At 53.7% G+C, this 22419-nt stretch carries 33 protein-coding genes and 9 tRNA genes; 30 read left to right on the forward strand and 12 right to left on the reverse strand.

The annotated features are described in order from the left end of the window. Positions 1-2: 2 nt before the first annotated feature. The 21 genes from E3E36_RS07395 to E3E36_RS07495 all read left to right on the forward strand — a co-directional run bounded on the left by E3E36_RS07395 (position 3) and on the right by E3E36_RS07495 (position 9300). Positions 3-671 (forward strand): hypothetical protein, encoded by a 669-nt coding sequence (locus E3E36_RS07395; protein ID WP_167894579.1) that lies wholly within the window; start codon positions 3-5, stop codon positions 669-671. Further along, positions 602-1543 carry a hypothetical protein gene (locus E3E36_RS07400; protein WP_167894580.1) on the forward strand — a complete coding sequence of 314 codons (942 nt, stop codon included), beginning with the start codon at positions 602-604 and terminating at the stop codon, positions 1541-1543. The genes E3E36_RS07395 and E3E36_RS07400 overlap by 70 nt, the downstream gene beginning before the upstream one ends. Continuing rightward, positions 1540-2091, forward strand: coding sequence for a hypothetical protein (locus tag E3E36_RS13210; protein ID WP_240911783.1), 552 nt, complete (start codon positions 1540-1542; stop codon positions 2089-2091). The genes E3E36_RS07400 and E3E36_RS13210 overlap by 4 nt, the downstream gene beginning before the upstream one ends. Positions 2092-2102: 11 nt before the next feature. Then, positions 2103-2381, forward strand: coding sequence for a hypothetical protein (locus E3E36_RS07410; RefSeq protein ID WP_167894581.1), 279 nt, complete (start codon positions 2103-2105; stop codon positions 2379-2381). Between the two features lie 59 nt (positions 2382-2440). Then, entirely contained in the window at positions 2441-3028 is a 588-nt protein-coding gene (locus E3E36_RS07415; RefSeq protein WP_167894582.1) for a class I SAM-dependent methyltransferase, read from the forward strand. After that, positions 3014-3100: transfer RNA gene (locus E3E36_RS07420), tRNA-Ser, on the forward strand. The genes E3E36_RS07415 and E3E36_RS07420 overlap by 15 nt, the downstream gene beginning before the upstream one ends. A gap of 39 nt (positions 3101-3139) precedes the next feature. Next, positions 3140-3589 (forward strand): 30S ribosomal protein S13, encoded by a 450-nt coding sequence (locus E3E36_RS07425; protein ID WP_167894583.1) that lies wholly within the window; start codon positions 3140-3142, stop codon positions 3587-3589. Between the two features lie 10 nt (positions 3590-3599). Continuing rightward, on the forward strand, positions 3600-4142 hold the full coding sequence (locus E3E36_RS07430) for a 30S ribosomal protein S4 (RefSeq protein ID WP_167894584.1): 543 nt from the start codon (positions 3600-3602) through the stop codon (positions 4140-4142). Then, positions 4139-4561 carry a 30S ribosomal protein S11 gene (locus E3E36_RS07435; RefSeq protein WP_167894585.1) on the forward strand — a complete coding sequence of 141 codons (423 nt, stop codon included), beginning with the start codon at positions 4139-4141 and terminating at the stop codon, positions 4559-4561. The genes E3E36_RS07430 and E3E36_RS07435 overlap by 4 nt, the downstream gene beginning before the upstream one ends. A gap of 28 nt (positions 4562-4589) precedes the next feature. Further along, complete coding sequence (locus E3E36_RS07440) at positions 4590-5375, forward strand: DNA-directed RNA polymerase subunit D (protein WP_167894885.1); 786 nt, start codon at positions 4590-4592, stop codon at positions 5373-5375. Between the two features lies 1 nt (position 5376). Continuing rightward, positions 5377-5464, forward strand: a tRNA-Leu gene (locus tag E3E36_RS07445). A 68-nt stretch (positions 5465-5532) separates the two neighbouring features. Then, the gene (locus tag E3E36_RS07450; protein ID WP_167894586.1) at positions 5533-5898 is read left to right on the forward strand and encodes a 50S ribosomal protein L18e; all 366 of its coding nucleotides are present in this window, start codon (positions 5533-5535) and stop codon (positions 5896-5898) included. A 6-nt stretch (positions 5899-5904) separates the two neighbouring features. Continuing rightward, positions 5905-6333, forward strand: coding sequence for a 50S ribosomal protein L13 (gene rplM / locus E3E36_RS07455; protein ID WP_167894587.1), 429 nt, complete (start codon positions 5905-5907; stop codon positions 6331-6333). An 11-nt stretch (positions 6334-6344) separates the two neighbouring features. Continuing rightward, positions 6345-6752, forward strand: coding sequence for a 30S ribosomal protein S9 (locus tag E3E36_RS07460; protein ID WP_167894588.1), 408 nt, complete (start codon positions 6345-6347; stop codon positions 6750-6752). A gap of 38 nt (positions 6753-6790) precedes the next feature. Further along, complete coding sequence (locus E3E36_RS07465; RefSeq protein ID WP_167894589.1) at positions 6791-6988, forward strand: DNA-directed RNA polymerase subunit N; 198 nt, start codon at positions 6791-6793, stop codon at positions 6986-6988. A gap of 16 nt (positions 6989-7004) precedes the next feature. Then, positions 7005-7082, forward strand: a tRNA-Pro gene (locus E3E36_RS07470). Positions 7083-7131: 49 nt separating this feature from the next. Continuing rightward, positions 7132-7305, forward strand: a complete 174-nt coding sequence (locus tag E3E36_RS07475) for a DNA-directed RNA polymerase subunit K (protein WP_088855859.1) — start codon at positions 7132-7134, stop codon at positions 7303-7305. A gap of 6 nt (positions 7306-7311) precedes the next feature. Then, positions 7312-8337 carry a hypothetical protein gene (locus E3E36_RS07480; protein ID WP_167894590.1) on the forward strand — a complete coding sequence of 342 codons (1026 nt, stop codon included), beginning with the start codon at positions 7312-7314 and terminating at the stop codon, positions 8335-8337. A gap of 13 nt (positions 8338-8350) precedes the next feature. Further along, on the forward strand, positions 8351-8956 hold the full coding sequence (rpsB, locus tag E3E36_RS07485) for a 30S ribosomal protein S2 (RefSeq protein WP_167894591.1): 606 nt from the start codon (positions 8351-8353) through the stop codon (positions 8954-8956). Positions 8957-8995: 39 nt separating this feature from the next. Further along, positions 8996-9083 (forward strand) — tRNA-Leu (locus E3E36_RS07490). A gap of 58 nt (positions 9084-9141) precedes the next feature. Beyond that, positions 9142-9300, forward strand: a complete 159-nt coding sequence (locus E3E36_RS07495) for a 50S ribosomal protein L40e (RefSeq protein WP_012571071.1) — start codon at positions 9142-9144, stop codon at positions 9298-9300. Positions 9301-9378: 78 nt separating this feature from the next. Here E3E36_RS07495 and E3E36_RS07500 read toward each other — a convergent pair whose 3' ends face one another. After that, positions 9379-9705 carry a PadR family transcriptional regulator gene (locus E3E36_RS07500; protein ID WP_167894886.1) on the reverse strand — a complete coding sequence of 109 codons (327 nt, stop codon included), beginning with the start codon at positions 9703-9705 and terminating at the stop codon, positions 9379-9381. A gap of 115 nt (positions 9706-9820) precedes the next feature. Between E3E36_RS07500 and E3E36_RS07505 the strand changes: the two genes are divergently transcribed. Together E3E36_RS07505 and E3E36_RS07510 are read left to right on the forward strand one after the other, a co-directional pair. Next, complete coding sequence (locus tag E3E36_RS07505; RefSeq protein WP_167894592.1) at positions 9821-10120, forward strand: FUN14 domain-containing protein; 300 nt, start codon at positions 9821-9823, stop codon at positions 10118-10120. 24 nt (positions 10121-10144) lie between these two features. Continuing rightward, positions 10145-11467 carry a lipopolysaccharide biosynthesis protein gene (locus E3E36_RS07510; protein WP_167894593.1) on the forward strand — a complete coding sequence of 441 codons (1323 nt, stop codon included), beginning with the start codon at positions 10145-10147 and terminating at the stop codon, positions 11465-11467. Here E3E36_RS07510 and E3E36_RS07515 read toward each other — a convergent pair. Then, positions 11439-12194, reverse strand: coding sequence for a metallophosphoesterase (locus E3E36_RS07515; protein ID WP_167894594.1), 756 nt, complete (start codon positions 12192-12194; stop codon positions 11439-11441). The genes E3E36_RS07510 and E3E36_RS07515 overlap by 29 nt on opposite strands. Positions 12195-12505: 311 nt before the next feature. Continuing rightward, positions 12506-12583, reverse strand: a tRNA-Arg gene (locus E3E36_RS07520). A 67-nt stretch (positions 12584-12650) separates the two neighbouring features. Here E3E36_RS07520 and E3E36_RS07525 point away from each other — a divergent pair. Continuing rightward, positions 12651-13103, forward strand: coding sequence for an Lrp/AsnC family transcriptional regulator (locus E3E36_RS07525; protein WP_206203559.1), 453 nt, complete (start codon positions 12651-12653; stop codon positions 13101-13103). On the opposite strand, the gene E3E36_RS07530 is transcribed toward E3E36_RS07525, so the two are convergent. Genes E3E36_RS07530 through E3E36_RS07550 form a run of 5 tightly spaced genes read right to left on the reverse strand, consistent with a single transcriptional unit; the run spans position 13089 to position 16280 of the window. Beyond that, on the reverse strand, positions 13089-13415 hold the full coding sequence (locus tag E3E36_RS07530; protein WP_167894595.1) for a hypothetical protein: 327 nt from the start codon (positions 13413-13415) through the stop codon (positions 13089-13091). The two genes, E3E36_RS07525 and E3E36_RS07530, sit on opposite strands and share 15 nt — an antisense overlap. Before the next feature lie 6 nt (positions 13416-13421). Further along, positions 13422-14138, reverse strand: coding sequence for a phosphoribosyltransferase family protein (locus E3E36_RS07535; RefSeq protein ID WP_167894596.1), 717 nt, complete (start codon positions 14136-14138; stop codon positions 13422-13424). A gap of 54 nt (positions 14139-14192) precedes the next feature. Continuing rightward, on the reverse strand, positions 14193-14693 hold the full coding sequence (locus E3E36_RS07540) for a YkgJ family cysteine cluster protein (RefSeq protein ID WP_167894597.1): 501 nt from the start codon (positions 14691-14693) through the stop codon (positions 14193-14195). Between the two features lie 4 nt (positions 14694-14697). After that, a complete protein-coding gene (locus E3E36_RS07545) occupies positions 14698-14937 on the reverse strand; it encodes an Lrp/AsnC family transcriptional regulator (protein WP_167894598.1) in 240 nt (79 codons plus the stop codon). Further along, a complete protein-coding gene (locus tag E3E36_RS07550; RefSeq protein ID WP_167894599.1) occupies positions 14934-16280 on the reverse strand; it encodes a signal recognition particle protein Srp54 in 1347 nt (448 codons plus the stop codon). Before E3E36_RS07550 ends, E3E36_RS07545 begins: the two co-directional genes overlap by 4 nt. Before the next feature lie 710 nt (positions 16281-16990). Here E3E36_RS07550 and E3E36_RS07555 point away from each other — a divergent pair. The 3 genes from E3E36_RS07555 (at position 16991) to mtnP (ending at position 19432) form a co-directional block, all read left to right on the forward strand. Continuing rightward, on the forward strand, positions 16991-17200 hold the full coding sequence (locus E3E36_RS07555; protein ID WP_167894888.1) for a hypothetical protein: 210 nt from the start codon (positions 16991-16993) through the stop codon (positions 17198-17200). A gap of 86 nt (positions 17201-17286) precedes the next feature. Continuing rightward, the gene (locus E3E36_RS07560) at positions 17287-18588 is read left to right on the forward strand and encodes a hypothetical protein (protein WP_167894600.1); all 1302 of its coding nucleotides are present in this window, start codon (positions 17287-17289) and stop codon (positions 18586-18588) included. A gap of 40 nt (positions 18589-18628) precedes the next feature. Then, positions 18629-19432 (forward strand): S-methyl-5'-thioadenosine phosphorylase, encoded by an 804-nt coding sequence (gene mtnP / locus E3E36_RS07565; RefSeq protein WP_167894601.1) that lies wholly within the window; start codon positions 18629-18631, stop codon positions 19430-19432. 86 nt (positions 19433-19518) lie between these two features. Here the strand turns inward: mtnP and E3E36_RS07570 are convergent. Next, a tRNA-Arg gene (locus E3E36_RS07570) sits at positions 19519-19596 on the reverse strand. Positions 19597-19699: 103 nt separating this feature from the next. On the opposite strand from E3E36_RS07570, the gene E3E36_RS07575 reads away from it, so the two are divergent. Together E3E36_RS07575 and E3E36_RS07580 are read left to right on the forward strand one after the other, a co-directional pair. Further along, positions 19700-19777, forward strand: a tRNA-Gly gene (locus E3E36_RS07575). Between the two features lie 226 nt (positions 19778-20003). Then, positions 20004-20156 (forward strand): hypothetical protein, encoded by a 153-nt coding sequence (locus E3E36_RS07580; protein WP_167894602.1) that lies wholly within the window; start codon positions 20004-20006, stop codon positions 20154-20156. A gap of 41 nt (positions 20157-20197) precedes the next feature. Here the strand turns inward: E3E36_RS07580 and E3E36_RS07585 are convergent. The 3 genes from E3E36_RS07585 to E3E36_RS07595 all read right to left on the reverse strand — a co-directional run bounded on the left by E3E36_RS07585 (position 20198) and on the right by E3E36_RS07595 (position 21121). Further along, positions 20198-20275 (reverse strand) — tRNA-Pro (locus E3E36_RS07585). A gap of 142 nt (positions 20276-20417) precedes the next feature. After that, positions 20418-20494, reverse strand: a tRNA-Thr gene (locus tag E3E36_RS07590). Positions 20495-20536: 42 nt separating this feature from the next. Next, positions 20537-21121 carry an RNA ligase partner protein gene (locus E3E36_RS07595; RefSeq protein WP_167894889.1) on the reverse strand — a complete coding sequence of 195 codons (585 nt, stop codon included), beginning with the start codon at positions 21119-21121 and terminating at the stop codon, positions 20537-20539. Between the two features lie 62 nt (positions 21122-21183). On the opposite strand from E3E36_RS07595, the gene E3E36_RS07600 reads away from it, so the two are divergent. Next, complete coding sequence (locus E3E36_RS07600) at positions 21184-22392, forward strand: hypothetical protein (protein ID WP_167894603.1); 1209 nt, start codon at positions 21184-21186, stop codon at positions 22390-22392. Positions 22393-22419: the final 27 nt, after the last annotated feature.

Consider the following 22419-nt stretch of genomic DNA (forward strand, 5'->3'; position numbering starts at 1 on the left):
GCGTGAAGCGTTCTAAGACTCTGTACTTCGCCCTTCTTATCTTTTTTCTGTTGATAGCTGGTGGGACATATTACCTCCACGGCCGGAGTTCTGGCAATATGGTGGAACCCGAGATAAAGTTCAACGCCACTAACCTTAAGCCTCTCAATTCAAACCTGACACTTGTGTACAGGTCGCGCGAATATTCCAATGGGGAATTGGTTCAAAACTCGACGAGAATCTTTACGATATCCAGGAAGGGAAACGATATTATCATGGTTGAGAGGTTCAGGACGGAGTGGTGGCAACCCAGCTACTCACTTTATGAAGGAACTACTCATGCTGAAATAGCTAATTCAACTCCAATAATATATCAGCCGGACGGTTCCATCTTTGTTAAGGGAAAGCGGGCTGGGGTTGACCTTTTCAGGATTGGGTATCCCTATTCTCCCGTATTCGAGCAGCTGAAGGCTGAAAAGGGCTATACACTCAGGTTATGCTGCGCCAATCTCACTGTGGAGAATGTGAGGACTATAAATGGGAGGGAGTGTATTATAGTGAAAGCAGAAACTGAAGATGCCACCCTCAAACTTGTCATCGACGCCAAGACGCGCCTGCTCCTATGGAGATGTGGGTTGTCAGGAGACCAAAGGAGTTGCCAGTGGGAAGAGTGGCTAATCTCTTCCAAATAAATCCCTTCACCTCATTTTTGAGCATGGCTCACTACCACTCTACTCTACCTCTCTTTGGAGGGCTTCCCATGCAGGGAGGAAGGGGCATCAAGCTGATAATTGAGACCGTTGTTGGCTTAATCGTCATCTTCATAGCGCTTCTCTTTTTGGTCGCCCATGGTAATGGAGAGACCATCGATGCGGGACTCCTCGTGACGATGTTTGTTCTGTTGGTTCCTTTCGGGATTTCGGCGGTCTTTTTCATTGGCCGTTATCTTAAGAAGCACGGCTATCGTAGGGAAGATGTTAAGCGGCTCCATGTAATCCTCGAAGAGAACTGGGGCAGGGACAGGTTCGCAAGGGATGTGCAGGAAATAATTGGCTATCACCTAATCGCCTGGTGGTTTCTTGATATGGCGCTCCTTTTGACTGGAAATGTTATGGAGGCTGCAATTTCCGTGGTCGCGATCTTTCTGGAAATTTTCGCGTTTATTCCACTCTTCACGGTCATGACCCAGTGGGTAATAGGGATTCCCCTCTTGTTATACGTTCTCTTTTCTAGAAAGGATGAAAATTCCTGGGGGATAACATTGGCCAAGAACACTGGCCTATGGATTGCAAAGGCTTCCCTGTTTGGTGCTGGCTTGATAGTTGGTGTATATCTCCTGGGACACAGGGTAGAAAGCTCTTCCCTTGAGATTGTCGAGCGTCTTTTGAAGCTGGGCAGAAGTGACTACCTCATCAAAGACCTTCTTCTGCTGTCCGCCCAGAGTGTCGCCTTTGGTGCCGTTGAGGCTTACCTCTTCCCGAAGCGGAGAAATCTGGGCTTTGTTGTCCTCCTGGTTGTAGCTGCCTTGGGTGGAGTTATTGCTGGGAACCTGTTTTTAAAATGAACATTGCTCCCAATGACGAGGGCAGAGTTGTTCCCGTTGGAGACACGATTATTACTGCCGACAACTTGACCCTTTCGGAGTACTACTGGACTCTTAACAAGGTTCTCATGAAGCTTAGGCGCGGAGACGAGACGAACTGGGTTTGGGGCAGAACTGCCTATGAGCTGAGACACTTATCACACTTAGTGCGGCTCAAACTTTCAGAATATGATCAATACCGGACAATAGGGGTAAGTGTTAGTATGGACTCATTGACTGCATGTGAATTTATGCTAAACCCCTTAATCTACATAAAGTTCATATGTACCCAGCCAGAGGCCCCTTCATGGGTTATAGTAAGAGCCTGCTGTGCCTCATTATATGCAATAGTCATTGGATGCACTGCAGCTTGTGTACTGTCTGGAGGAGCTGCGTGTATAGCTTGTATCGCAGGGGGAGTCTTTGGATCATGGGCTTCACTCTCAGGATGCTATGGATACTGTCCATCAATGCAAGTATGTGTTTATGCACTTGGGTTTATTAAGGTTAAATGTGGAACATTGTGGTAGGGTGGTAAAGCATGTCTTGGATGGAGTATGGTGCATACGCAGGAATAATTGGGGGAACCCTTTACTTCTTTCTACTTTTTGCCTTCAGGGACTTCTTCGCGGGCCGTGACAGGATTTCTTGGATAATCCAGCTAGAGATGGCGGCCTTCATGGTGCTCACGGGCTTCGTGGTCTTTGGAATCACCGATGGGAACATTCCGTTTTACGTGCTGGGCGCGATTGGATGGATATGGCTTGCGGTGGTTATAGTGACGGTTTTGCTGTGGTTGGGGAGCGGTTCAAAGGTATAACTGGCTGAAACCTCTTGGACATGACTCACCTTTATAAACCCCTTTTCTTATCCCCGCACATGAGCCACTACTACTCCGAAGAGCCAAACGTTCCCCTCAAGACAAAGACCATCGAAATCTGCCTCAGGGGTTATTGTTTCAAGTTCATAACGGCCAGTGGAGTCTTCTCCTTCGGGAAACTCGACAGGGGAACGGAACTGCTCATAGAGAGTATGATACTTGACGGGAACTGGCGCGTCCTCGACCTCGGCTGCGGCTACGGTGCAATAGGCATTGTTGCTTCCCGCTTTGTCAACTACGTCGTCATGACCGACGTGAACAGACGGGCGGTAAGCATAGCGAGGAAAAATTTAAAAATCAACAACGTTAGAAACGCCGAGGTTAGGTGGGGAAGCCTCTACGAGCCCGTTAAGGGCGAAAAGTTTGACACAATCATCACTAACCCCCCGGTGCACGCGGGAAAGGAAATCCTGAGGGAAATAGTTATAAATGCTCCCCGGCATCTCAACGATGGAGGCCTCCTGCAGCTCGTTATCAAGACCAAGCAGGGGGCAAAGTATATTAAGGCTCTAATGAATGACCACTTCACCGAAGTGAGAGAGCTGGCGAAGGGGAGCGGCTACCGCGTGTATGCCGGGATCGCCTAGCCTGGGATGGCGCGGGCCTTGAGAGCCCGTGTCCGTATGGACACCGGGGTTCAAATCCCCGTCCCGGCGCCAAAATCCTCTATGAAGGATTGAGACGGAGGTGTATTCGTAATGACGGACAACTTCAGACACATCGTCCGTGTAGCGGGAGTTGATTTGGACGGAAATAAGCAGCTGAGATGGGCCCTTACGGGCATCAAGGGCATAGGGATAAACTTCGCGACCATGGTGCTCAGGGTTGCAGGGATCGACCCGTACATGAAGACCGGTTACCTGACCGACGAGCAGGTCAAGACCATAGAGAAGATCCTCGAGGATCCGGTTGCCCACGGAATCCCGACTTGGGCAGTCAACAGGCCGAAGGACTACGAGACCGGTAAGGACATGCACCTTATCACCGCCAAGCTCGTCATGGCCTGGCGTGAGGACATCAACAGGCTTAGGAGAATCAGGGCTTACCGTGGCATAAGGCACGAGCTCGGACTGCCGCTCAGGGGACAGAGAACCAGGTCGAACTTCAGGCACGGTACCACCGTCGGCGTGAGAAGGAGAAAGAAGTGAGGTGGTGTAAATGGGAGACCCTAAGAGGCAGAGGAAGAAGTACGAGACTCCCTCTCACCCGTGGATTAAGGAGAGGCTTGACAGAGAGCGCGTGCTCATGAAGAAGTACGCCCTCAAGAACAAGAAGGAGCTCTGGAGGCACGAGACTCAGCTCAAGGAGTTCAGGCGTAGGGCCAGGCGCCTCCTTGCGGCGAGGGGCAAGCAGGCCGAGGTTGAGAGGGTCCAGCTCCTCCAGAGGCTCAACAGACTTGGCCTCCTTCCGGCCGATGCGGTGCTCGATGATGTCCTTTCGCTTACCGTTGAGGACGTCCTCGACAGGCGCCTTCAGACCATAGTCTACAAGAAGGGCCTCGCCAGGACCATCAGGCAGGCCAGGCAGCTCATTGTCCACGGCCACATCGAGGTCAACGGGCAGATAATCCGCTCTCCGGGCTATCTCGTCCTTAGGGAGGAGGAAGACGCCATAACCTACTCGAAGACCTCTCCTTTCGCCAAGGAGAGCCACCCCGAGAGGATGGTTATTGAACAGGCCAAGCAGGGTGGTGAGGCATGAGCGAGGAACAGACCCAGCAGGTTAACCTTAAGAAGAAGGAGAAGTGGGGAGTTGCCCACATATACTCCTCTTACAACAACACCATCATCCACATCACCGACCTCACCGGGGCTGAGACCGTCAGCAGGTGGAGCGGTGGTATGGTCGTCAAGGCCGACAGGGACGAGCCATCACCCTACGCGGCCATGATAGCAGCGAGGAGAGCCGCCGAAGAGGCCATGGAGAAGGGCTTTGTCGGCGTTCACATCAAGGTCCGCGCCCCGGGTGGAAGCAGGAGCAAGAGTCCCGGTCCGGGTGCACAGGCCGCCATCCGTGCCCTCGCCAGGGCCGGCCTCAGGATAGGAAGGGTTGAGGACGTCACCCCGATTCCGCACGACGGCACCAGGCCGAAGGGCGGAAGAAGGGGCAGGCGTGTCTGACCCCACAACTTCTTTTTTGGTGATGCCGATGGAGCCAAAGTTTCAGATTCTTGAGAAAAGGGAGGACTCGATTAAGTTCATCATCGAGGGAGTCAACGTTCCCTTTGCCAATGCCCTCAGGAGGACTATCCTCTCTGAGGTTCCGACCTTCGCCGTTGATGAGGTCGAGTTCTTCGAGAACGATTCAGCCCTTTTTGACGAGATAATCGCCCACAGGCTGGCCATGATTCCGCTCACAACTCCCGTCGAGAGGTTTTCACTCGATGCCCTTGAGCTTGACGACTATACCGTTACACTGTCCCTCGAGGTGGAAGGGCCGGGTATGGTCTACTCCGGCGACCTGAAGAGCGACGACGAGGGGGTAAAGCCCGCCAACCCGGACATCCCGATAGTCAAACTGGCGGAAGGACAGAGGCTCACCCTCAACGCCTACGCGAGGCTTGGGCGCGGAAAAGATCACGCCAAGTGGCAGCCGGGCTTCGTCTACTACAAGTACCTGACAAAAATACACGTGAGCAAAGAAGTCCCCGACTGGAAGGAGCTCAAGAAGCTTGCCGAGAGGCGCGGTCTTCCCGTGGAGGAGACTGAGGAGGAGCTCATCATCACGACCACCAAGGCCTTCTACCTTCCGAGAAAGTTCGAGGCCTACCAGGGCGATAAGATAAGGGAAGAGGTAGTTCCCGGGACGTTCGTGTTTACCGTCGAGACCAACGGAGAGTTCCCCGTTGAGGAAATCGTGATCATAGCCCTCAAAATCCTCATGAGGAAGAGCGATAGATTTATAAGCGAACTCCATAAATTAGGCTCCGACTGACGCGGGGGTTGCCGAGCCTGGTCAAAGGCGCGGGATTCAGGGTCCCGTCCCGTAGGGGTTCCGGGGTTCAAATCCCCGCCCCCGCACCAGTATTTACGCTCACCCCGTTGGACCTGTCGGTTTCCCACCTGCGAGAGAGCGTTAAGGAGGTATGTTCATGGTCAAGAGAACCGGACCCACTGACATCAACCTGAGGAGGCTCATCCGCTACCTCAGAAAGAAATCGAACGAGGAAGGGGTTAAGATATGGAAGGATATTGCTTGGCGCCTTGAGAGACCGAGGAGGCAGAGGGCTGAGGTTAACGTCAGCAGGATCAACCGCTACACCAAGGATGGTGACGTAGTCGTTGTCCCAGGAAGCGTCCTCGGTGCAGGAAAGCTTGAGCACAAGGTCATCGTTGCCGCTTGGAAGTTCAGCGAGACCGCTAGGAAAAAAATAGTCGAGGCTGGTGGAGAGGTCCTCACGATTGAGGAGCTCATCGAGAGGAACCCGAAGGGTAGTGGAGTAATCATAATGGAGTGATGGGCCATGAGGATAATTAACGCTGAAGGACTCATACTCGGAAGGCTCGCCTCGAAGGTCGCCAAGATGCTCCTTGAGGGCGAGGAAGTCGTCATAGTCAACGCCGACAGGGCCATCATCACTGGCAACAGGGAAGACATCTTCGCCAAGTACAAGCAGAGAACCGAGCTGAGGACCAGGACCAACCCGAGGAGGGGTCCGTTCTACCCGAAGAGGAGCGACGAGATCGTTAGGAGAACCGTCAGGGGCATGCTCCCCTGGAAGACCGACCGCGGAAGGAAGGCTTTCAAGAGGCTCAAGGTCTATGTCGGCGTTCCGAAGGAATTCGAGGGGAAGCAGCTTGAGACCATAAGCGAGGCCCACATGTCGAGGCTTGCAACACCTAAGTACGTTACCGTTGGCGAGGTTGCCAAGTTCCTTGGTGGAAAGTTCTGAGGTGAGAGAAGATGAGGGTCATCCAGACTGCTGGTAAGAGGAAGACGGCCATTGCGAGGGCCACCATCCGGGAAGGAAAGGGTCGCGTTAGGATCAACCACAAGCCAGTTGAGATCATCGAGCCGGAAATCGCGCGCTTCACCATCATTGAGCCGCTCGTCCTTGCCGGGGAGGAGATAGTCAGCAAGGTTGACATCGACGTCAAGGTTGAGGGTGGCGGCTTTATGGGACAGGCTGAGGCAGCGAGGGTTGCCATAGCCAGGGCCCTCGTCGAGTGGACCAACGACATGAACCTCAAGGAAAAGTTTATGAAGTACGACAGAACCATGCTCGTCGGGGACAGCAGGCGCACAGAGCCGCACAAGCCCAACCGCTCCACCAAGGGTCCGAGGGCCAAGAGGCAGAAGTCCTACCGCTGAGGGCTTTCCTTTAATATTCATTGGAGAAGGTGATACGGGTGATAGTCCCCGTCAGGTGCTTCACGTGTGGAAAGGTCATAGGAGACAAATACTACGAGTTCAAGGCCCGCGTCGAGAAGGGTGAGGACCCCGAGAAGGTGCTCGACGACCTTGGGATCGAGAGGTACTGCTGCAGGAGGATGCTCCTCAGCCACGTTGAGCTCATAGACCAGGTAATGGTCTACAGGGTGTATTAAAAACCACATTTCTCGGGGGGCCGTGGGGTAGCTTGGTCTATCCTCCCGGCTTGGGGTGCCGGAGACCCGGGTTCAAATCCCGGCGGCCCCACCAAAATTTGCAGTGGGTTTGATTTGAAATGTGGAAGGCAGGGGTGGTAGTCATGTTTAAGTATACCCGCTTTGAGAAGGCCCGTATTATAGGGGCGAGGGCCCTTCAGATAGCGATGGGTGCGCCTATCCTCATCGACGTCCCGGAAGGAATCACGCCGCTCGACGCCGCGCTGCTTGAGTTTGAGAAGGGCATAATACCGCTCACCGTAATAAGGCCGAGCTGATGAAAGATGACCGTGATAGAGAACGTTATAGGCAGGGTCGCGGTACTCAGGGGTGGCAGGTACTCCATTGAAGTAGACGTGATTACCAGCTCGGGCTTCGGTCGCTTTGCGGCCCCGATAGACGAGAACCCGAGCCTCTATATAGCTGAAGCACACAGGGCCGTTAGTGAGGTCGACGAGATAATTGGGCCAGAACTCATTGGCTTCGACGCCAGCGAGCAGGAGCTCATAGACAGCTACCTATGGGAGATAGATGGCACCGAGGACTTCAGCCACATAGGTGCCAACACTGCCTTGGCAGTATCAGTGGCGGTTGCAAAGGCCGCCTCAAGCGTCAAGAGGATGCCCCTCTACAGCTACATCGGCGGCACCTTTACGACCGAGCTGCCCGTCCCCATACTGGAGATAGCGGGCGGTGAAGCCTTTGACTACTACGTTATGGTTCGCGACCTCATGGAGATAACCGACGTCGTTGATGCGCTCAACAAGGTGCTTGAGCACGCGGAGGGCAAGACGGTAGGGGCATTTTCAAAGGCCACCGAAAAGGCGAGCGATGAGCTTGGCCTCGACGTTGCACTTGGCCTGGTGCAGAGGGAGCCCCTTGAGACTGAGGAGCTCCTCTCCATCGTGGAAGATAACAACGTCGCCTACATAAAGCCCCTCGGCGACGAGGAGCTCTTCCTGGAACTCATAGCTGGTACCCACGAGGTGTTCATTGACGGCGAATACCTCTTCCGCGAGAGGGACATACTGGACAGGCGCTATTACAACGCGCTCTCGATAAAGCCCATCAACCTTGGCACGCTCACCGACTTATACAACCTTGTGAACGACGCGAAGTCGGAGAGGATAACCCCCATCCTCGCGGAGGCTCGCTACGAGTCCTCCGACGAGGCACTGGCCCACATTGCAGTGGGCCTTCGCTGCCCGGCGATGGTATTCCGCAGGGATTCCATCGCCAAACTGAACGAGCTGATAAGAATAGCCGAAGATTTGGGTGAAAGGGGTAGGATAATAACCTTTGAAGGATGAGGAGGTGTGAAGGATGGAGGAATACCTTGTTCCACTCGACCAGTACCTTGCCGCCGGTGTCCATATCGGCACCCAGCAGAAGACCCAGGACATGAAGAAGTTCATCTACCGCGTTAGGCAGGACGGCCTCTACGTCCTCGACGTCAGGAAGACTGATGAGCGCCTTAGGGTCGCCGGCAAGTTCCTCGCCAAGTTTGACCCGGAGAGCATTTTAGCTGTTAGCGTCAGGCTCTACGGCCAGAAGCCGGTCAAGAAGTTCGGCGAGGTCACCGGCGCTAGAGCTATACCAGGCCGTTTCCTGCCTGGAACCATGACTAACCCGAATGTCAAGAACTTCTTCGAGCCCGATGTCCTTATCGTTACCGACCCGAGGGCGGATCACCAGGCCATGAAGGAGGCCATCGAGATCGGTGTCCCGATAGTGTCGCTCGTTGACACCGAGAACTTCCTCAGCTACGTCGACGTTGCCATACCGACCAACAACAAGGGTAGGAAGGCCCTCGCGCTCATTTACTGGATCCTCGCGAGGGAGATACTCTACAACAGGAAGGAGATCGAGAGCAGGGAGGACTTCAAGGTCCCTGTCGAGGACTTTGAGATGAGGATCATCAGGACCTGAGGGGAAAGCTTTTAATCCCCTCGCTTTACTCTCCCTCGCGCGGGGGTGCCCGAGCCTGGCCAAAGGGGGCGGACTTAAGATCCGCTGCCGCAGGGCTGCGCGGGTTCGAATCCCGTCCCCCGCACCAAAGCTTTAAAAGTTGAGCCGTGAAGGTGAAGACGGTTTAAGATCATGGGGTGATCATGATGGCGAGATTCCCAGAGGCTGAGGCCAGAATCTTTAGGAAGTACATCTGCATGCGCTGCGGCGCCACTAACCCGTGGAAGGCCAAGAAGTGCAGGAAGTGCGGCTACAAGGGTCTTCGCCCGAAGGCCAGGGAGCCGCGCGGTGGAATGGGACGCTGAGGGCTCTAGCCCTCAAAGGTTTCTCTTTTGCACTTTTCTCCGCGCTTGTGTTATTAAACTGGAAAAGCTGGTGGAAATTCACTCCCTGAGCTTCGTGAGCATGTTCTCAAGAAAAGCTATGCCGTCCTCTAAGAGCTTCTCTCCCTCCGGCGTGAGCTTGTAGTACTTCCTTGAGGGTTTTCCAGTTTCGCTCTCCTGCCACTCCGCGGTCACGTAGCCCTCCTTCTCCAGCTTGTACAGCACAACATAGGAGCTAACCGTTGCGGGTTCAAAGTTGAAAGCCTCCTTTATGCGCTCCTTCAACTCATAGGCGTACATGGGCCTTTCCCGCAGGAGGCGTAGGATGTAAAGCCACAGGACTTCCTTGGTGATTTTATTTTTGAGCCTCTCCATGGGGGTGGTCATGACCATCACTCCTAATTTTCATGCTTGAGAAATATTTCTGATCCGTATAATTTAAACGTTTTGGCAAAAACTTTTTTATCCTCTGGGTGTGAGGTTTATGTAGGGGTGGACTGGAATGGAGTTCAACGTGAATACCATGGCTGGGGACATTGGGGTTGGTGGTCTCGTCGGTTTTGTCACTGGATACGCGCTGAAAAAGCTGATGAAGCTCGCGCTGGCCCTTATAGGGGTCTACGTCATGAGTCTGTTCTGGCTCCAGCAGAAGGGAGTCATAACGGTGAACCAGGACAAGCTGTTCAACCTTGCTAGTGGGTGGACAAGCGAGATAATGAGTCTATCGGATAAGGTTCTGGGGATACTCCCCGGGACAGGGGCTTTTGTTGTGGGGTTCTACCTAGGCTTCCAAAAAGGTTAAATCCCCGCCTCCTATTTTTCCAACATGAGCTATGAGCGCAGGATTCTTTTACGTCACTCAACGGCTTCAGTGGTGGCCCTGGCACTGACCGGGCTAACCCGCTTTCTCTACAGCGTGTTCGTTTCGAGACGCTTTGGCATTGAGGCCCTTGGGGCGGCGAACTCACTTATATCCCAGGCGTTTTTTTTAGCCATCCCGTTGAGCTTCTTTGCGGTGGCCTTGGGCAAGTATTCCTCCGAATTCTTGGGGAGCGGCAAAACTGATTCAATACGCTCCATAACCCTCCCCTCGTTTCTTCTCCCACTGGCGGGGCTTCTTCTGCTTCCCCTGAACCTCTATCTGGGAATCCTTGCAACACTCAGAGGAATTCAGCTGACCCTCAGGAACTTTCTTTACGGCATCCACCGTGGGGAGCACTATGCGTACATAATAACCCTATCCTTCGTGGGCTTCCTGGTGGGCTTTTTAATTCCCAACGTCTTCGCGCCGTACCTGCTCTTCCTGGGGCTGATTGCGGTTTTCTCTGCCGCTTATCTGGTGAGGTTTGACTTCGTTGGAAAGCCCAGAACTAGTGAGATGGGTCTCCTCATCTCGTATTCGGCCTTTGCGTTTTTGGGTACCCTCTCGGGTGTCTTCCTGATACAGGGGCCGTATTTCATTAGTGAATATCTTTCCAATCCAGAGGTTGCTGGAATAGTGTCGGCGATACTCTCTGCGGCCTTCCTTCTGACGTACCTCCCCCAGGTTCTTCAGTCGGCCATAATGCCGCTCTTTTCCTACAAGTACGGTAGAAATGAGAGCGACTACGTTAAACTCCTCGCCGAGAAGACAACGGCCCTCCTGATACTCGTGACCAGCGTTGCAGTGTTCGTTCTCATGTTACTCGGCAGGGAGGTTCTCTCGGCAATATTTGGCTTCGATGTAGGCCCTGCCTTCTACCTGGCCCTCATGGCAATGGAGATTTACATAGCATACAACCCCAGCATAGTCGCCCTGAATTCAACGGCCTACGTCAAGAGGGGGACACTTGTGGCGCTCCTCGGCGCCTTTGCGGTTCTCCTTTCATGGTTCTACCTGATACCGGCATTTGAGGCAATAGGTGTAATGGCGGGCTTGATACTTGGCTACGGCCTCATACTCACGGGTGTTGCCCACTATGCAAGAGCCCTTCTGGATATATCTCCCAGAATATACGTTCCACTGGCCTTGGCGCTGCTTCTTCAGTCCCTAGTGTTCCTGTCGAAGTATGCCCTGCTGGGGGGATTTCTGCTTTTCCTTGCCTACAATAGAAGGGAAATAATGGATGGAATAGGACTGGTCAAATCTTTCCGTGGTAGAGAGTCCTGACGAGCTCCTCGGGCAGGCCTTCCCTGCGTATCCTTTCCTCTATGAGTTTCTTGTCGTAATCTACCTCTATGAACTTCGTATGGAGCGTATCAACGTCCACGAGAGCGAACGTGGCCTTGTGCTCCCTTCCAGGCGGGAATCCTATGCTTCCCGGGCAGATAACCCTTCCGTAGCGGGTCATGGCGTTGACTGGATACTTCGGCGAGGCCACGAAGAGTATCTCGTAATCCTTCACGGGGTGCATTATTGCCTCGTAGTAGCTCGTCGGCTGCTCCGGGAGGACTCTTCCCCCGAATGGGTCGAGGGGACTTCCGTAGACGCCAAAAATGTCATTCTTGCCAACCCTGTCGACTAGGTAAACCGGCAGATCGCGTATGAACTCCCTGCCTTCGTGACCGAGCTTTTCCCACGTGTACTTCAAGGCCAGCTTGATGTGCTCGGGATAGTTCACCCGGTCGATGTAGTCCGGACCTTCGGCGTGGGGATCACTCTCGGCTATGACCTGGTCAAACTCGCCCCGGATTATTCTGACCTTGTTGCTCCTCATGAGGTCGTCCAGAGTGTCGAGAACTTCCTTTGGATACGGGAACAGGCCGACTATGTTTCCGAGGATGTAGTACTTCTCGATCTCATAGCCCTCCTCTTTGAGAGTCTCTATCTTTTCGAGGGCCTTCGCGAGGGCTGGAAGGTTGCCGTTAATGTTCGCCAGAACCGCAACGTACACCATCCTCCCACCCCCGCACTTTTTCTTACTCAAATTAACTAAAAGTGCTGGAGATATTTAAAGATTTCGGGGGTCTGAGAGGAAGAACAAGTCTATCTATCAACACTCGACCTCTAAAGGGGCCGTGAAAGGTTTGTAGCTCTCAGAAAGGTCTGCTCAGAATGTTTTCTAATCCTGTGGCAATTTGGCCGGGCAAACTCTTTGGATGAAATGAAGTTCTCATATCCAGAGTGAGCAACTCGAAAGTGGAGACATCCGATGTTGAATCTTTCAGAAGAATCCACGAACTTTTGTTTGGCAGAAGTTTGTGATGCTGGCGGACCGGCGGGGATTTGAACCCCGGACCTGCGGCTTAGGAGGCCGCCGCCCTATCCTAGCTAGGCTACCGGTCCACTGCCCGCTATTCCTTCCCAGGGAAGGGTATTTAAAGTTTACGGTGTAGCAGAACTGGTGGTGCGGATGGTGGATGAGCTTGATCTCAAGATAATCTCTCTGCTCCAGGAAAACGCCCGCCTATCGTACAGGGAGATAGCCCGGGAGCTCAGGGTGGCTGTCGGAACGGTGTATAACCGCATTAAGAAGATGGAAGAGGAGGGGATAATCAGAGGCTTCGCACCCATCCTGGACTACGAAAAGCTGGGCTTCGGGCTCACGGCAGTGATCGGGGTCAAGGCTCAGGGCAGGAAGATCGTCGAGATCGAGAGGAAAATAGCCGAGAGCGACAGGGCTGTCATGGTCTATGACATAACGGGGGAGTTCGACATAGTGGTGGTCGCAAAGTTTAGGGACAGGGCAGATATGAACCGCTTTGTTAAGTGGCTCCTTTCCCTTGAAGGCGTGGAGAAGACGAACACGAGTGTGGCCATGCAGGTCGTGAAGGAGGATCTGAGGATCCGGCTAACGGAGGACTAGAACCTCGTTCAGGAACCTCTTTGCAAAGTCCTCGAAGCTCTCGGCCGGGAGCTTTACGTGCTTCCCGTTGACCTTTCCCTCAAAGACTAGCCTCCTGGACGTTATTTCCCTTATTTTCTTGAAGTCTCTGTTTTCTTCTATCGTCCTTTCAAGAACTTCCGTGAACTCCTCCTCGTCTACCTGCATAATAACGCCTTCGATCAGGATTTCTTTTCCGCATTCCTCGGAGCTACATTGAAATCTAAAACGGAGGCCCGGCTCGGCCTCCACGGGTACTGTCAGACCATCCACGTTGTATATGAACACCTTCATTTGAGGTCACTCCAGTTTTATGAGACTCTCCACGGGTATGTTGTACTCCTTCTTTAGGCGCTCTACGACGTCGCCCACGCTTATCAGGAAAAACATCCCTACAGGCCTTGCCCCCGCCTGCCTGCACATTTCGATGAGGGCTTTCTGGGTTTCGCCGCTCCTTATGACGTCGTCCACTATGAGTACGTTTTCCCCCTTTTTGAGGGCCCAGTGGGGCAGGTACAGGGTGGTTACACTCCCTGAAGCGCTGGGCACGTAGCTGACCTCGTAGAACTTCTCGACACCGACTTCTTTCTTCTTCTTGGCGTATACAACGTCAACGTTGAGTTCTCTGGCGACGTGGACACCAAGGGCAATCCCGTCGGTGGCGGCGGTTAGCACTTTGTCCACGTTTTTGTCCAGGTACCTGCTCGCGATGTCTTCCGCTATAAGGCTCATGAGAGCAGTGTCGCTCAGAACCGGCATGTTGTCGAAGAATCCGTACTCATCGAACTTTATCCTCCTTCTGACCTCTTCTTCTATGTTGATGTAAGGGAGCAGCAGGTTGAGGAGCTCCTTTGTCCTCTCCGCGCTGGGGAGAACCTTGCCCCTGACGTACCGGTTGAGCACCGTGATGGGCAGGCCGGTTATCCTTGAGAGCTCCTCGTAGGTGTAGGTCTTTTTGAGCAGCCTGAGCACCCTGACGAGTCTGAGCTTTTCCTGCACCGACTTTAGCTGGCTCATTCTCTCACCTCCAGTGGCCGGGAATTAACAAAAAAATGTATAAATACGTTTCGGTTATCTGGAGGCCTTCGTGGCCTTCTCCCGGTACTCATAGATCACGTCCCCATACTCCCTGAGCAGGAATTCCCTGGAAATGGGAGTGCCTTCGGGGTGGTTGAGGCCGGGGCAGAACGAGTCCATTTTGACGTATACCTCCATGGTCTTTCCGTGCCTGACGAAAACAAAGGGATATAGCCTGCATGCAAGGGGCCTGCGGCTGTAAATTCTGCACCTCATGGTCTCTGGGTCGAGAAAGACGCATCCCCCGTCGAAGGGCCTCTTTTTTAGGGCGTAGCTGAGGAACTTGTCCCCTCTGTAAAACATCTTCTCATAGTCAACGAACTCCCATGCGCTGTATCCCAGATCCTCTATCCCGGCTATATCTTCGTCCCTGATGGGTATTTCCAGCTCATAGCAGCATTTTCCGCAGCCCTCAACGCACTTGAACCTGAACGAGGGGTCGCATTCGACTTCAAGGGTGTCGAGGTGGATCGTTGCAACCCACCTCTTGTCCAAGCCTTCACCCCCTGTAGGAGCTGGCTATGAGCGTCTCTGTCATCTCTATATTGCGTATCCTCCTCAGCACTTCATCGTGAAACTTATCAAGTTCGTGAATGTTCTCGACCTCGACGCGGAGTATTATGTCGTACTCCCCGTAGACCCGGTATATTTCCTTTATGTTCCCCACCTTCAGGAGCTCGTTGTAGACGCTCTCCTCGTTTCCGGGCTTAACAACAACCAGTACAAACGCCTCTATCATATCCCGAACCCCCCGAGATTGAACTTTTTGGCCATTTTTGACAGCTTCCTCTTGTCCATGCTCTTGAACATCTTCCTCATCTGGTTGTACTGGTGGAGCAGCTCCCTGACTTCTGCAGTACTGGTGCCGGAGCCCCTTGCAATCCTCTTTATGCGGGAGTAGTTGATTATCTCCGGGTGTTCGAGCTCTTCTTCTGTCATCGAGTCCATTATGACCCTGTACCTCCTGAGCTTCTCCTCCCCGATGCGGACGGCGTCGTCGGGGAGGGAGTACCCGAGCCCCGGAATCATCTGGAGTATCTGCTTTAGCGGCCCCATTTTCTGCATCGCCTCAAGCTGGGCGTACATGTCCTTGAGGTTGAACTTGCCCTTGAGGAACTTTTCGAGATCCTCCTCTTTAAACTCCTGGGCCTTCTGGAGCTCTTCAAGCTTTTGAAGCAGGCCCTCTATGTCGCCCATGCCGAGCAGTCTGGAGACAAAGCGTTTTGGGTCGAAAGGTTCGAGGTCATCTATCCTTTCCCCGACGCCGATGAACTTTATGGGCGCCCCGGTAGCGGCAACAGCCGAGAGGGCACCTCCTCCCTTGGCAGAACCATCGAGCTTTGTAACTATGATCGACCCTATCGGGGTCGCCTCCTTGAACGCGAGCGCCTGGTTGTAGGCCTGCTGGCCGATCGTTCCGTCTATAACCAGGATGACCTCGTGGGGCTGTATGGCGGAGCTGATCTGCCTCATTTCCTCGATCAGGCCCTTCTCCTCCTTGTGCCGCCCCGCCGAGTCAACTATGATGACATCAACGCCCCTGTCCCTGAAGTACTCAACCCCCTCGCGGGCCAGTTTGACGGCGTCTTTCTCTTCGGGGTCGCCGAACACCTCTATCCCATAGGGCTCCACGAGCTGCCGCAGCTGGTGGTATGCACCTGGGCGCCAGGTGTCCGAGCAGACGAGGCCGACCTTGTAACCCCTCTTCTGAAGGTGCCGTGCCAGCTTTGCCACGCTAGTGGTCTTACCCGACCCCTGTATTCCCACTGTGAGCAGGACAGTCGGCCTCCCCTTTATTTCCAGAGGCTTTGCCTCTTTTCCGAGGAATTTGGTTAGTTCTTCGTACACTATCTGTATTATGTGCTCTTTTTTGGAAGCCCCCGCGGGAGGCTTCTCCTCGAGGGCCCGCTTTTCTATGGTCTTTGTCAGCTTGAGTACGAGCCTGACGTTGACATCTGCCTGGATGAGTGCCCTCTGTATATCTCTCACGACCTCCTTTATGAGGGCCTCGTCAACTGCGCCGGAACGGGCGAGCTTTCTGAGGGCATTGTTAAGTGCCTTTCCGAGCTTTTCTAGGGCCATTCTCTCCCACCGTTAGGATGGAGTCTCCAAAGTTTATAAACAGTTGGGTGGGAATCTTGTGGACAGATGTATCCTTTAGGGAAAATCGGCGCTGTTATGTTAATTTTGGTTGCCAATTTCTGTACATTAAATAACTGGCACGGTCATCAGTCCTTTTTTCCGGGATTTTGGAATTCTCATGGCCATAAATGAGATTTTAAGGTCGCATAAGGCTTTTAAACATTCTAAGAGATATAGGAGTGGTGGAGAGAGAAAAAGGAGGTGAGAGAGATGACATGGATGGCCGAGCTTTACGGTTACATGCTCCAGCGTGAGATGGAAAGGCGGAGGAGGCGGCCGATACCGGAGGAACTTGAATACCTTGACGCCCTCAGGGCTTGATTATTAACCCGCTTTTCTATTTCTCTGTGGTGGTGCCGTGAAGATCACTGCGAACGCACCGCGCGCACGGTTAACTAATCCGGGATTTCTGAGATGAGCATGGACGGTATTGGAAAGCTGAGAGGTGCAATGTTTTTGTGGTCCATAAGACGGGGTTCTTCAGGGGAAATTCTTTCTTCTCTCTTAATGAGAAGTGTCGGCCCATGGCTAGGGGGCGCTGGTCTGTGTGGGACAAGGGGGCAAATAGACAATCGTCGATATTATCTTTAATGAATGTCTATGGGAAAGGTTTTTATACTTTAAAGTAGTATATATTAGTGGTGATATTGATGACAACCGTGATTAGGCGTGATTCCGAGAGGTTTTTGAAGGAGCTTCGGGCCCATTACGGCGATGTCTGGAGGATACCATCGAGCAGGTACCTGTCCAAGCCGGACTTCGTCGTCGTTGACCCCAGAAGTGGCAAGAAGACCAAAGTAAGCTTTGTGTCGCTCGACGACGGTGAAGTCGTGGGCGTTGTTTACGACGAGCTTGGCTGAATTTTTTGTTTTTGGCCGGCACTCCTTTTTGGTGGGCTGGATAACCGTTAAATACAGGATGTCCCTAAGTTTTGTCGGTGGGTATTATGCCCGATGACGTGTATCAGGAAGCCCTCAGGCTGGCATCGAATATACACGACCGGTATCTGCGAGCCATAACCTATTCCAAAATCGGGTACTACATGTACCTGGCGAAAAAACCCGGATACAAAACGGCGTTCAAATACGCCTTCAACGTTATAGGTGCCATTGATAATCCCCTCGTGGGGGTCAGGGCTCTCATGGGTGTGGGGGCGTACCTTCACAGAACCAACCCCCAGGTGGCCCGGAAGGTTTTCAGTCAGGCCCACGAGACGATACTGGGATTCCCTGATCCACTGAGGGATGAGCTGCTCAGTGAGCTCGTCATGAAGGCTCTTGAGCTCGGCTCGGTGGACGATGCCCTTTTCTATGCCTCCGACATAGAGGATTCAACGAAACGCAACGATTTTCTTCTCAGGGTACTGGGGGCGTACCTTGAGAGGGGCAACATGCGCAAGGCCCACCTCCTGCTTAGGCGGATAACTGATGAGCCGTGGCGCTCCGTGGCCATAGTGGAGACAATAAAATGGCACCTTAAGCGGGAAGAGTTCGGGAGCTCCATCCGACTTCTGTCCGAGCTCAGGGACGGGAACTGGCTGAGTGAGGCCATGAGGGAGGTTGCAGTTCACCTGAAGGGCGCAGATGTCCCCAGGGAGACCTACGAGAAGTTTGTGGACATTGCACTTACGCTCTCGACCGAGCATGGAATGGAGGCCCTGGAGTCCCTTCTGGTCGGGCTGGGCTCTCAGGGCGAGATAGATTTTGTAATGGATATGCTCAGAAAGATTCCCCCCGCCAGGCGGCTTTCCGTTCTGAAGGGCATAGTCACGTCTGCCGCTGATCGCGAAGGAGTCATGCTGAAACTGGTTGAGTCGCTGGGGGGAAGGGAGCTCGATGAGGTCTCAGCCTTTATCATTGACAAGCTGCTTTCCTTCCCAGCGGATAGGAAGTACCTCGGCTTGGTTCTCAGGATCGGAGAGAGGAGCGTTAATGACGCGGTTCTTGTTAAGGTCACGACGTACCTCGCCCGGCTCGGGGAGCTTGAGACCGCGTGGCAGTTTGCCCAGAGGGTGAGGGGTCACTATCTGCGCTCCCTGGCATTCGGGAGCATAGCAGTGGCGAAACTGAAAGCGGGGGACATAGACGGTGCTATTGATGCGGCCCTTGAGGTCAAGGATCCGAAGTGGGGCTCGTGGCTTCTGAGTGAAATACTCACTAAAATACTGGAGCTCCACGCTGGTGGTGGGCTGAAGGAGGACATAGAGGAGAGGGCCCGGCACCAGAGGGCCATGTGGGAAAAGCACTAACGTTTTAAGCCCTCCCCCGTTTCTCTCCTCAGGTGATACCATGCCGAGGATAGCTATTATTGGAGGTTCCGGAGTCTACGACCCCAAGCTGCTCCAGAACGTCAGGGAGGAGTTCGTGAGCACGCCGTACGGAAAGGTCAGGGTGAAGATAGGGGAGTATGACGGGGAGGAGATAGCCTTTCTGCCCAGGCACGGGGAGGGGCACAGCGTCCCGCCGCACAAGATAAACTACCGCGCTAACATCTGGGCCCTCTACGAGCTCGGCGTCGAGAGGATACTCTCAACTTCGGCTGTTGGCTCGCTCAACGAGGCCATGAAGCCCGGTGATTTCGTCGTTCTCGACCAGCTGCTTGACTTCACCAAAACGAGGCACTACACCTTCTACGACGGCGATGAGAGCCCACACGACAGGAAGTTTGTGGCCCACGTTGACTTCACCGACCCCTACTGCCCAGAGCTGAGGAAGGCACTGATAACCGCCGCAAAGGAACTGGGCTTCAACTACCACCCAACAGGTACCTACGCCTGCATGGAGGGGCCGCGCTTCGAGACGAGGGCCGAGATAAGGGCCCTTAAGATACTCGGCGCCGACGTCGTTGGCATGACCCAGTGCCCTGAGGCGGCGCTCGCGAGGGAGCTTGAGATGTGTTACGCCAGCGTTGCCATAGTCACCAACTTTGCCGCGGGGATAAGCACCCAGAAGCTCACTCACACGGAAGTTGTCGAGCTCATGGCCCAGAAGAGCGAGGAGATAAAGTACCTCCTTATGACGTCCATCAAGTATATCCCGAAGGAGAGACACTGCGCCTGCAAGGATGCCCTTAAAGGTGCAACTGGGGAGTGACCCTGCTTTTCTTTATTAACTATGTTTCGATCAAATCCCTGTTCTGGCCGCAATAACGCTGCCGGGCGAACTCATGAGAAATGCTGTGGCGCCCCGGCGGGGATTCGAACCCCGGACCTCGAGGTCCGCAGCCTCGCGCCCTATCCAGACTAGGCCACCGGGGCATGCCCGCTAACCCTTCTCGGCAACGCTTTATAAATTTAACCGTCTCAGCCCACCGAAAGATTTATAAAGAGGCCACGGGTGAGTATTCTACGGGCTGGAACTGCGGTGGTAGTCTAGCCTGGTCTAGGACAGCGGCCTGCCACGCCGCTGGCCCGGGTTCAAATCCCGGCCACCGCACCACAATTCTCATGCACCTGTTTTGACGCCATTTCTGTCCTGAAAGAATCTGCCGCGCAGTTCTAGGCTTTGATGAGTTGTATCAATACATCGCGAAATCTTTGTGGGGTGCCAGTGCGGTTCATAATCAGGACTTATCGCAGGATTCAGCACGTGAACCTGCCCCAATGGGGCGCTTTGAGTAAATCCAGACTTTTTAAAGGGGCTGGCATCCCGTTTCAAAGTCTATGTGGGACGGGGGGCGATTGAAGCTGGCCATTGGGTCGGCTTTGGGATGGTGAGGGCTGGTGGGAGCAAGGCGAAAAAGCGCTGGAAGGAAGTGAAAGAGATAAGGAAAGAAATGAGGCTTGGTGAGTTCTTGACGAAGTCAAGACTCCAGTAGAGAATTAAAAGAAAGCGCCCGGTCGTAGAAATGAAATTTACTGGTGGGGCCGCCGGGATTCGAACCCGGGTCACGGGCTCCCAAAGCCCGCAGGATGGACCAGGCTACCCTACGGCCCCATCCGGCGGTAGTGGAATAGCGGGTTCCTTATTAAGCTTTTCGCTCCGGACAGTTTTTTGGAGAAACTTCATCGAAAGTTCGTAGCTTTGAAAAGAGCTATCAACTTTTGATTAAACGTTGCAACGGCAAAACTTGTTAGAATGGAGCCCCGGGCGGGGTTTGAACCCGCGACCTGCCGCTTACCAAGCGGCCGCTCCACCAGGCTGAGCCACCGGGGCGTCGATGATACCATGCAGGGCAGCATTTATAAATTTTTCCCTTCATCCCATCTTCTCCGCGAGGCTTTCTAGAACCTCCTTAAAGTTGGCGGCGTCTATCCACTTGATGCCCATCTTCTGGGCCCAGGTCAGTATCCCGACGTCGGCGGAGACTATCGTCGCGTCGAGCTCTTTGGCAAGCAGGATGAGCTCGAAGTCCTCCTTGCTGTCAACTATCCCCTCTCGCAGGGCCTTCCTGTAGTTCCTGCGCAGCTTCTGGATTATCCTGTCCACGTTGTCCGTCTCGATAACGCTCTCACGGACGGCCTTTTCAGCCACGCGGAGCCCCTTGTCTATTCTCCTCCTTATGTCGTCTATAAGCTCGTAAACGACGAAGGCGGGGATCTTGATGTCGTGGACGTTCGGGGGCTTTTTGATGATGTAAAGCTCTATCTCTGGAAGAAGGCCTTCCTCGTCCACGAAGTGCATCACTTCCCTGTAAATTCCGGGCGGCATGTAGAACTCCACCCTGCTAAAAAGCCTCTCTGCGTAGCTGAGAAACGACCTCATGGCCTCGGTCGGACTTTCCCCGAACTTTCCCCTGATCTCGGGGTTAACGAAGATGCTCGTGTCAAGGACGAATCTCAGCGCCACGCGCTCCACCACAAGCTTATTTAAGTGGGTGAGTTTTAAAATGCTTAGGTGAAAGCATGAAGGTAGGAGTTGTTTTTGGAGTCAGCGAACTGGCAAGCCCAAAGGCCTTTGAAAAGAAGGCTTCAGAGTTCATAACGAACCTCGCGAAGGAGTTCGAAGTCGTTGGGGGCTTTTTCATCTCCTCAAAGGCAGACTTCAAGGAGGCAAAAGAGGGGGTGAACTTCAACGAAGTTGATGCGGTAGTCCTCTACCCGCTTACCGGCGGCACGGAGGGGCCCCTCAAGGAGTTCGCCGTTTTCAGGCGGCCCGTAGTTATTTATGGGGATCCCTTCAACAATTCCCTTGCGGCTGGAATAGAGCTCAGGGAGTACTTCAGGGAAAGGCTCGTCCCTTCAACCCTCGTCAAAGACTTCAACGAGCTTAAGGCGGCCCTGCTTGGCTACGAGGACATGAAGGAGACCCTCGATAAGTTCCTGAAGATGCGCATCGGTTTAATCGGCCGCGTTTCTCCGTGGCTAATAAACGAGAAGTTTGAGCTTCCTTACACGAAGATAAGCCTCAAAAAGTTCTACGAGTACTACGACGCGACGACGGAGAAGGAAGGGTGGGAGGCCGTTGAGGAGATAGTCGGAAAGGCCGTCGAGATAAAGGAGCCCGGCAGGGAAGACCTCGTGAGGGCCGGCAGGATATACGTGGCGATAAAGAGGATTCTGGAGGACTACAGGCTGGATGGCTTCACAATTGGGTGCTTTGACATAGTGATGAAGTCGAAAATGACTCCGTGCCTCGCGCTCGCGATGTTCAACGCCCAGGGGATCCCGGCTGCTTGCGAGGGCGAGCTCAACTCGCTCGTCGGGATGATGATAGTGAGGCGCTTTTTCGACAAGCCAGCCTTCATGGGCAACATAGCCGACTTCGGGGAGGACTACATAATCCTTGCCCACTGCACGGCTCCCCTGATTGGAAGGTACATAATACGCTCGCACTTCGAGAGCGGCACGGGAGTTGGAGTCGACGTCCAGCTGCCGAAGGGGAAGGCCAGCCTCCTGAAGATACGCGGGAGGAAGGCGGTTGTTGCCGGCGTGGAGGTCGTCGGCCAGGAACACAGCGACTTCCGCTGTAGGACGCAGATGAAGCTCCGCGTGGAGGACGCGATGGACTTCATAGACGGAACCCTCGGGAACCACCACCTCCTCGTCTACGTGGACAGTGAAGTTCTCGCCGATCTGCTCAGCGAGCTGGGCTTTGAGGTAATGCTCTATTAACCTTTCCCTTTTTTGGCGATCCCTGTG

Source organism: Thermococcus sp. M36 (assembly GCF_012027355.1).
Lineage (GTDB): Archaea > Methanobacteriota_B > Thermococci > Thermococcales > Thermococcaceae > Thermococcus.

Coding starts and splice junctions, on each gene's coding strand:
- E3E36_RS07400 (WP_167894580.1), top strand. CDS start 602: ATGGAGATGTGGGTTGTCAGGAGACCAAAGGAGTTGCCAGTGGGAAGA.
- E3E36_RS13210 (WP_240911783.1), top strand. CDS start 1,540: ATGAACATTGCTCCCAATGACGAGGGCAGAGTTGTTCCCGTTGGAGAC.
- E3E36_RS07410 (WP_167894581.1), top strand. CDS start 2,103: ATGTCTTGGATGGAGTATGGTGCATACGCAGGAATAATTGGGGGAACC.
- E3E36_RS07415 (WP_167894582.1), top strand. CDS start 2,441: ATGAGCCACTACTACTCCGAAGAGCCAAACGTTCCCCTCAAGACAAAG.
- E3E36_RS07425 (WP_167894583.1), top strand. CDS start 3,140: ATGACGGACAACTTCAGACACATCGTCCGTGTAGCGGGAGTTGATTTG.
- E3E36_RS07430 (WP_167894584.1), top strand. CDS start 3,600: ATGGGAGACCCTAAGAGGCAGAGGAAGAAGTACGAGACTCCCTCTCAC.
- E3E36_RS07435 (WP_167894585.1), top strand. CDS start 4,139: ATGAGCGAGGAACAGACCCAGCAGGTTAACCTTAAGAAGAAGGAGAAG.
- E3E36_RS07440 (WP_167894885.1), top strand. CDS start 4,590: ATGGAGCCAAAGTTTCAGATTCTTGAGAAAAGGGAGGACTCGATTAAG.
- E3E36_RS07450 (WP_167894586.1), top strand. CDS start 5,533: ATGGTCAAGAGAACCGGACCCACTGACATCAACCTGAGGAGGCTCATC.
- rplM (WP_167894587.1), top strand. CDS start 5,905: ATGAGGATAATTAACGCTGAAGGACTCATACTCGGAAGGCTCGCCTCG.
- E3E36_RS07460 (WP_167894588.1), top strand. CDS start 6,345: ATGAGGGTCATCCAGACTGCTGGTAAGAGGAAGACGGCCATTGCGAGG.
- E3E36_RS07475 (WP_088855859.1), top strand. CDS start 7,132: ATGTTTAAGTATACCCGCTTTGAGAAGGCCCGTATTATAGGGGCGAGG.
- E3E36_RS07480 (WP_167894590.1), top strand. CDS start 7,312: ATGACCGTGATAGAGAACGTTATAGGCAGGGTCGCGGTACTCAGGGGT.
- rpsB (WP_167894591.1), top strand. CDS start 8,351: ATGGAGGAATACCTTGTTCCACTCGACCAGTACCTTGCCGCCGGTGTC.
- E3E36_RS07495 (WP_012571071.1), top strand. CDS start 9,142: ATGGCGAGATTCCCAGAGGCTGAGGCCAGAATCTTTAGGAAGTACATC.
- E3E36_RS07500 (WP_167894886.1), bottom strand. CDS start 9,705: ATGACCACCCCCATGGAGAGGCTCAAAAATAAAATCACCAAGGAAGTC.
- E3E36_RS07505 (WP_167894592.1), top strand. CDS start 9,821: ATGGAGTTCAACGTGAATACCATGGCTGGGGACATTGGGGTTGGTGGT.
- E3E36_RS07510 (WP_167894593.1), top strand. CDS start 10,145: ATGAGCTATGAGCGCAGGATTCTTTTACGTCACTCAACGGCTTCAGTG.
- E3E36_RS07515 (WP_167894594.1), bottom strand. CDS start 12,194: ATGGTGTACGTTGCGGTTCTGGCGAACATTAACGGCAACCTTCCAGCC.
- E3E36_RS07525 (WP_206203559.1), top strand. CDS start 12,651: ATGGTGGATGAGCTTGATCTCAAGATAATCTCTCTGCTCCAGGAAAAC.
- E3E36_RS07530 (WP_167894595.1), bottom strand. CDS start 13,415: ATGAAGGTGTTCATATACAACGTGGATGGTCTGACAGTACCCGTGGAG.
- E3E36_RS07535 (WP_167894596.1), bottom strand. CDS start 14,138: ATGAGCCAGCTAAAGTCGGTGCAGGAAAAGCTCAGACTCGTCAGGGTG.
- E3E36_RS07545 (WP_167894598.1), bottom strand. CDS start 14,937: ATGATAGAGGCGTTTGTACTGGTTGTTGTTAAGCCCGGAAACGAGGAG.
- E3E36_RS07550 (WP_167894599.1), bottom strand. CDS start 16,280: ATGGCCCTAGAAAAGCTCGGAAAGGCACTTAACAATGCCCTCAGAAAG.
- E3E36_RS07555 (WP_167894888.1), top strand. CDS start 16,991: ATGACAACCGTGATTAGGCGTGATTCCGAGAGGTTTTTGAAGGAGCTT.
- E3E36_RS07560 (WP_167894600.1), top strand. CDS start 17,287: ATGCCCGATGACGTGTATCAGGAAGCCCTCAGGCTGGCATCGAATATA.
- mtnP (WP_167894601.1), top strand. CDS start 18,629: ATGCCGAGGATAGCTATTATTGGAGGTTCCGGAGTCTACGACCCCAAG.
- E3E36_RS07600 (WP_167894603.1), top strand. CDS start 21,184: ATGAAGGTAGGAGTTGTTTTTGGAGTCAGCGAACTGGCAAGCCCAAAG.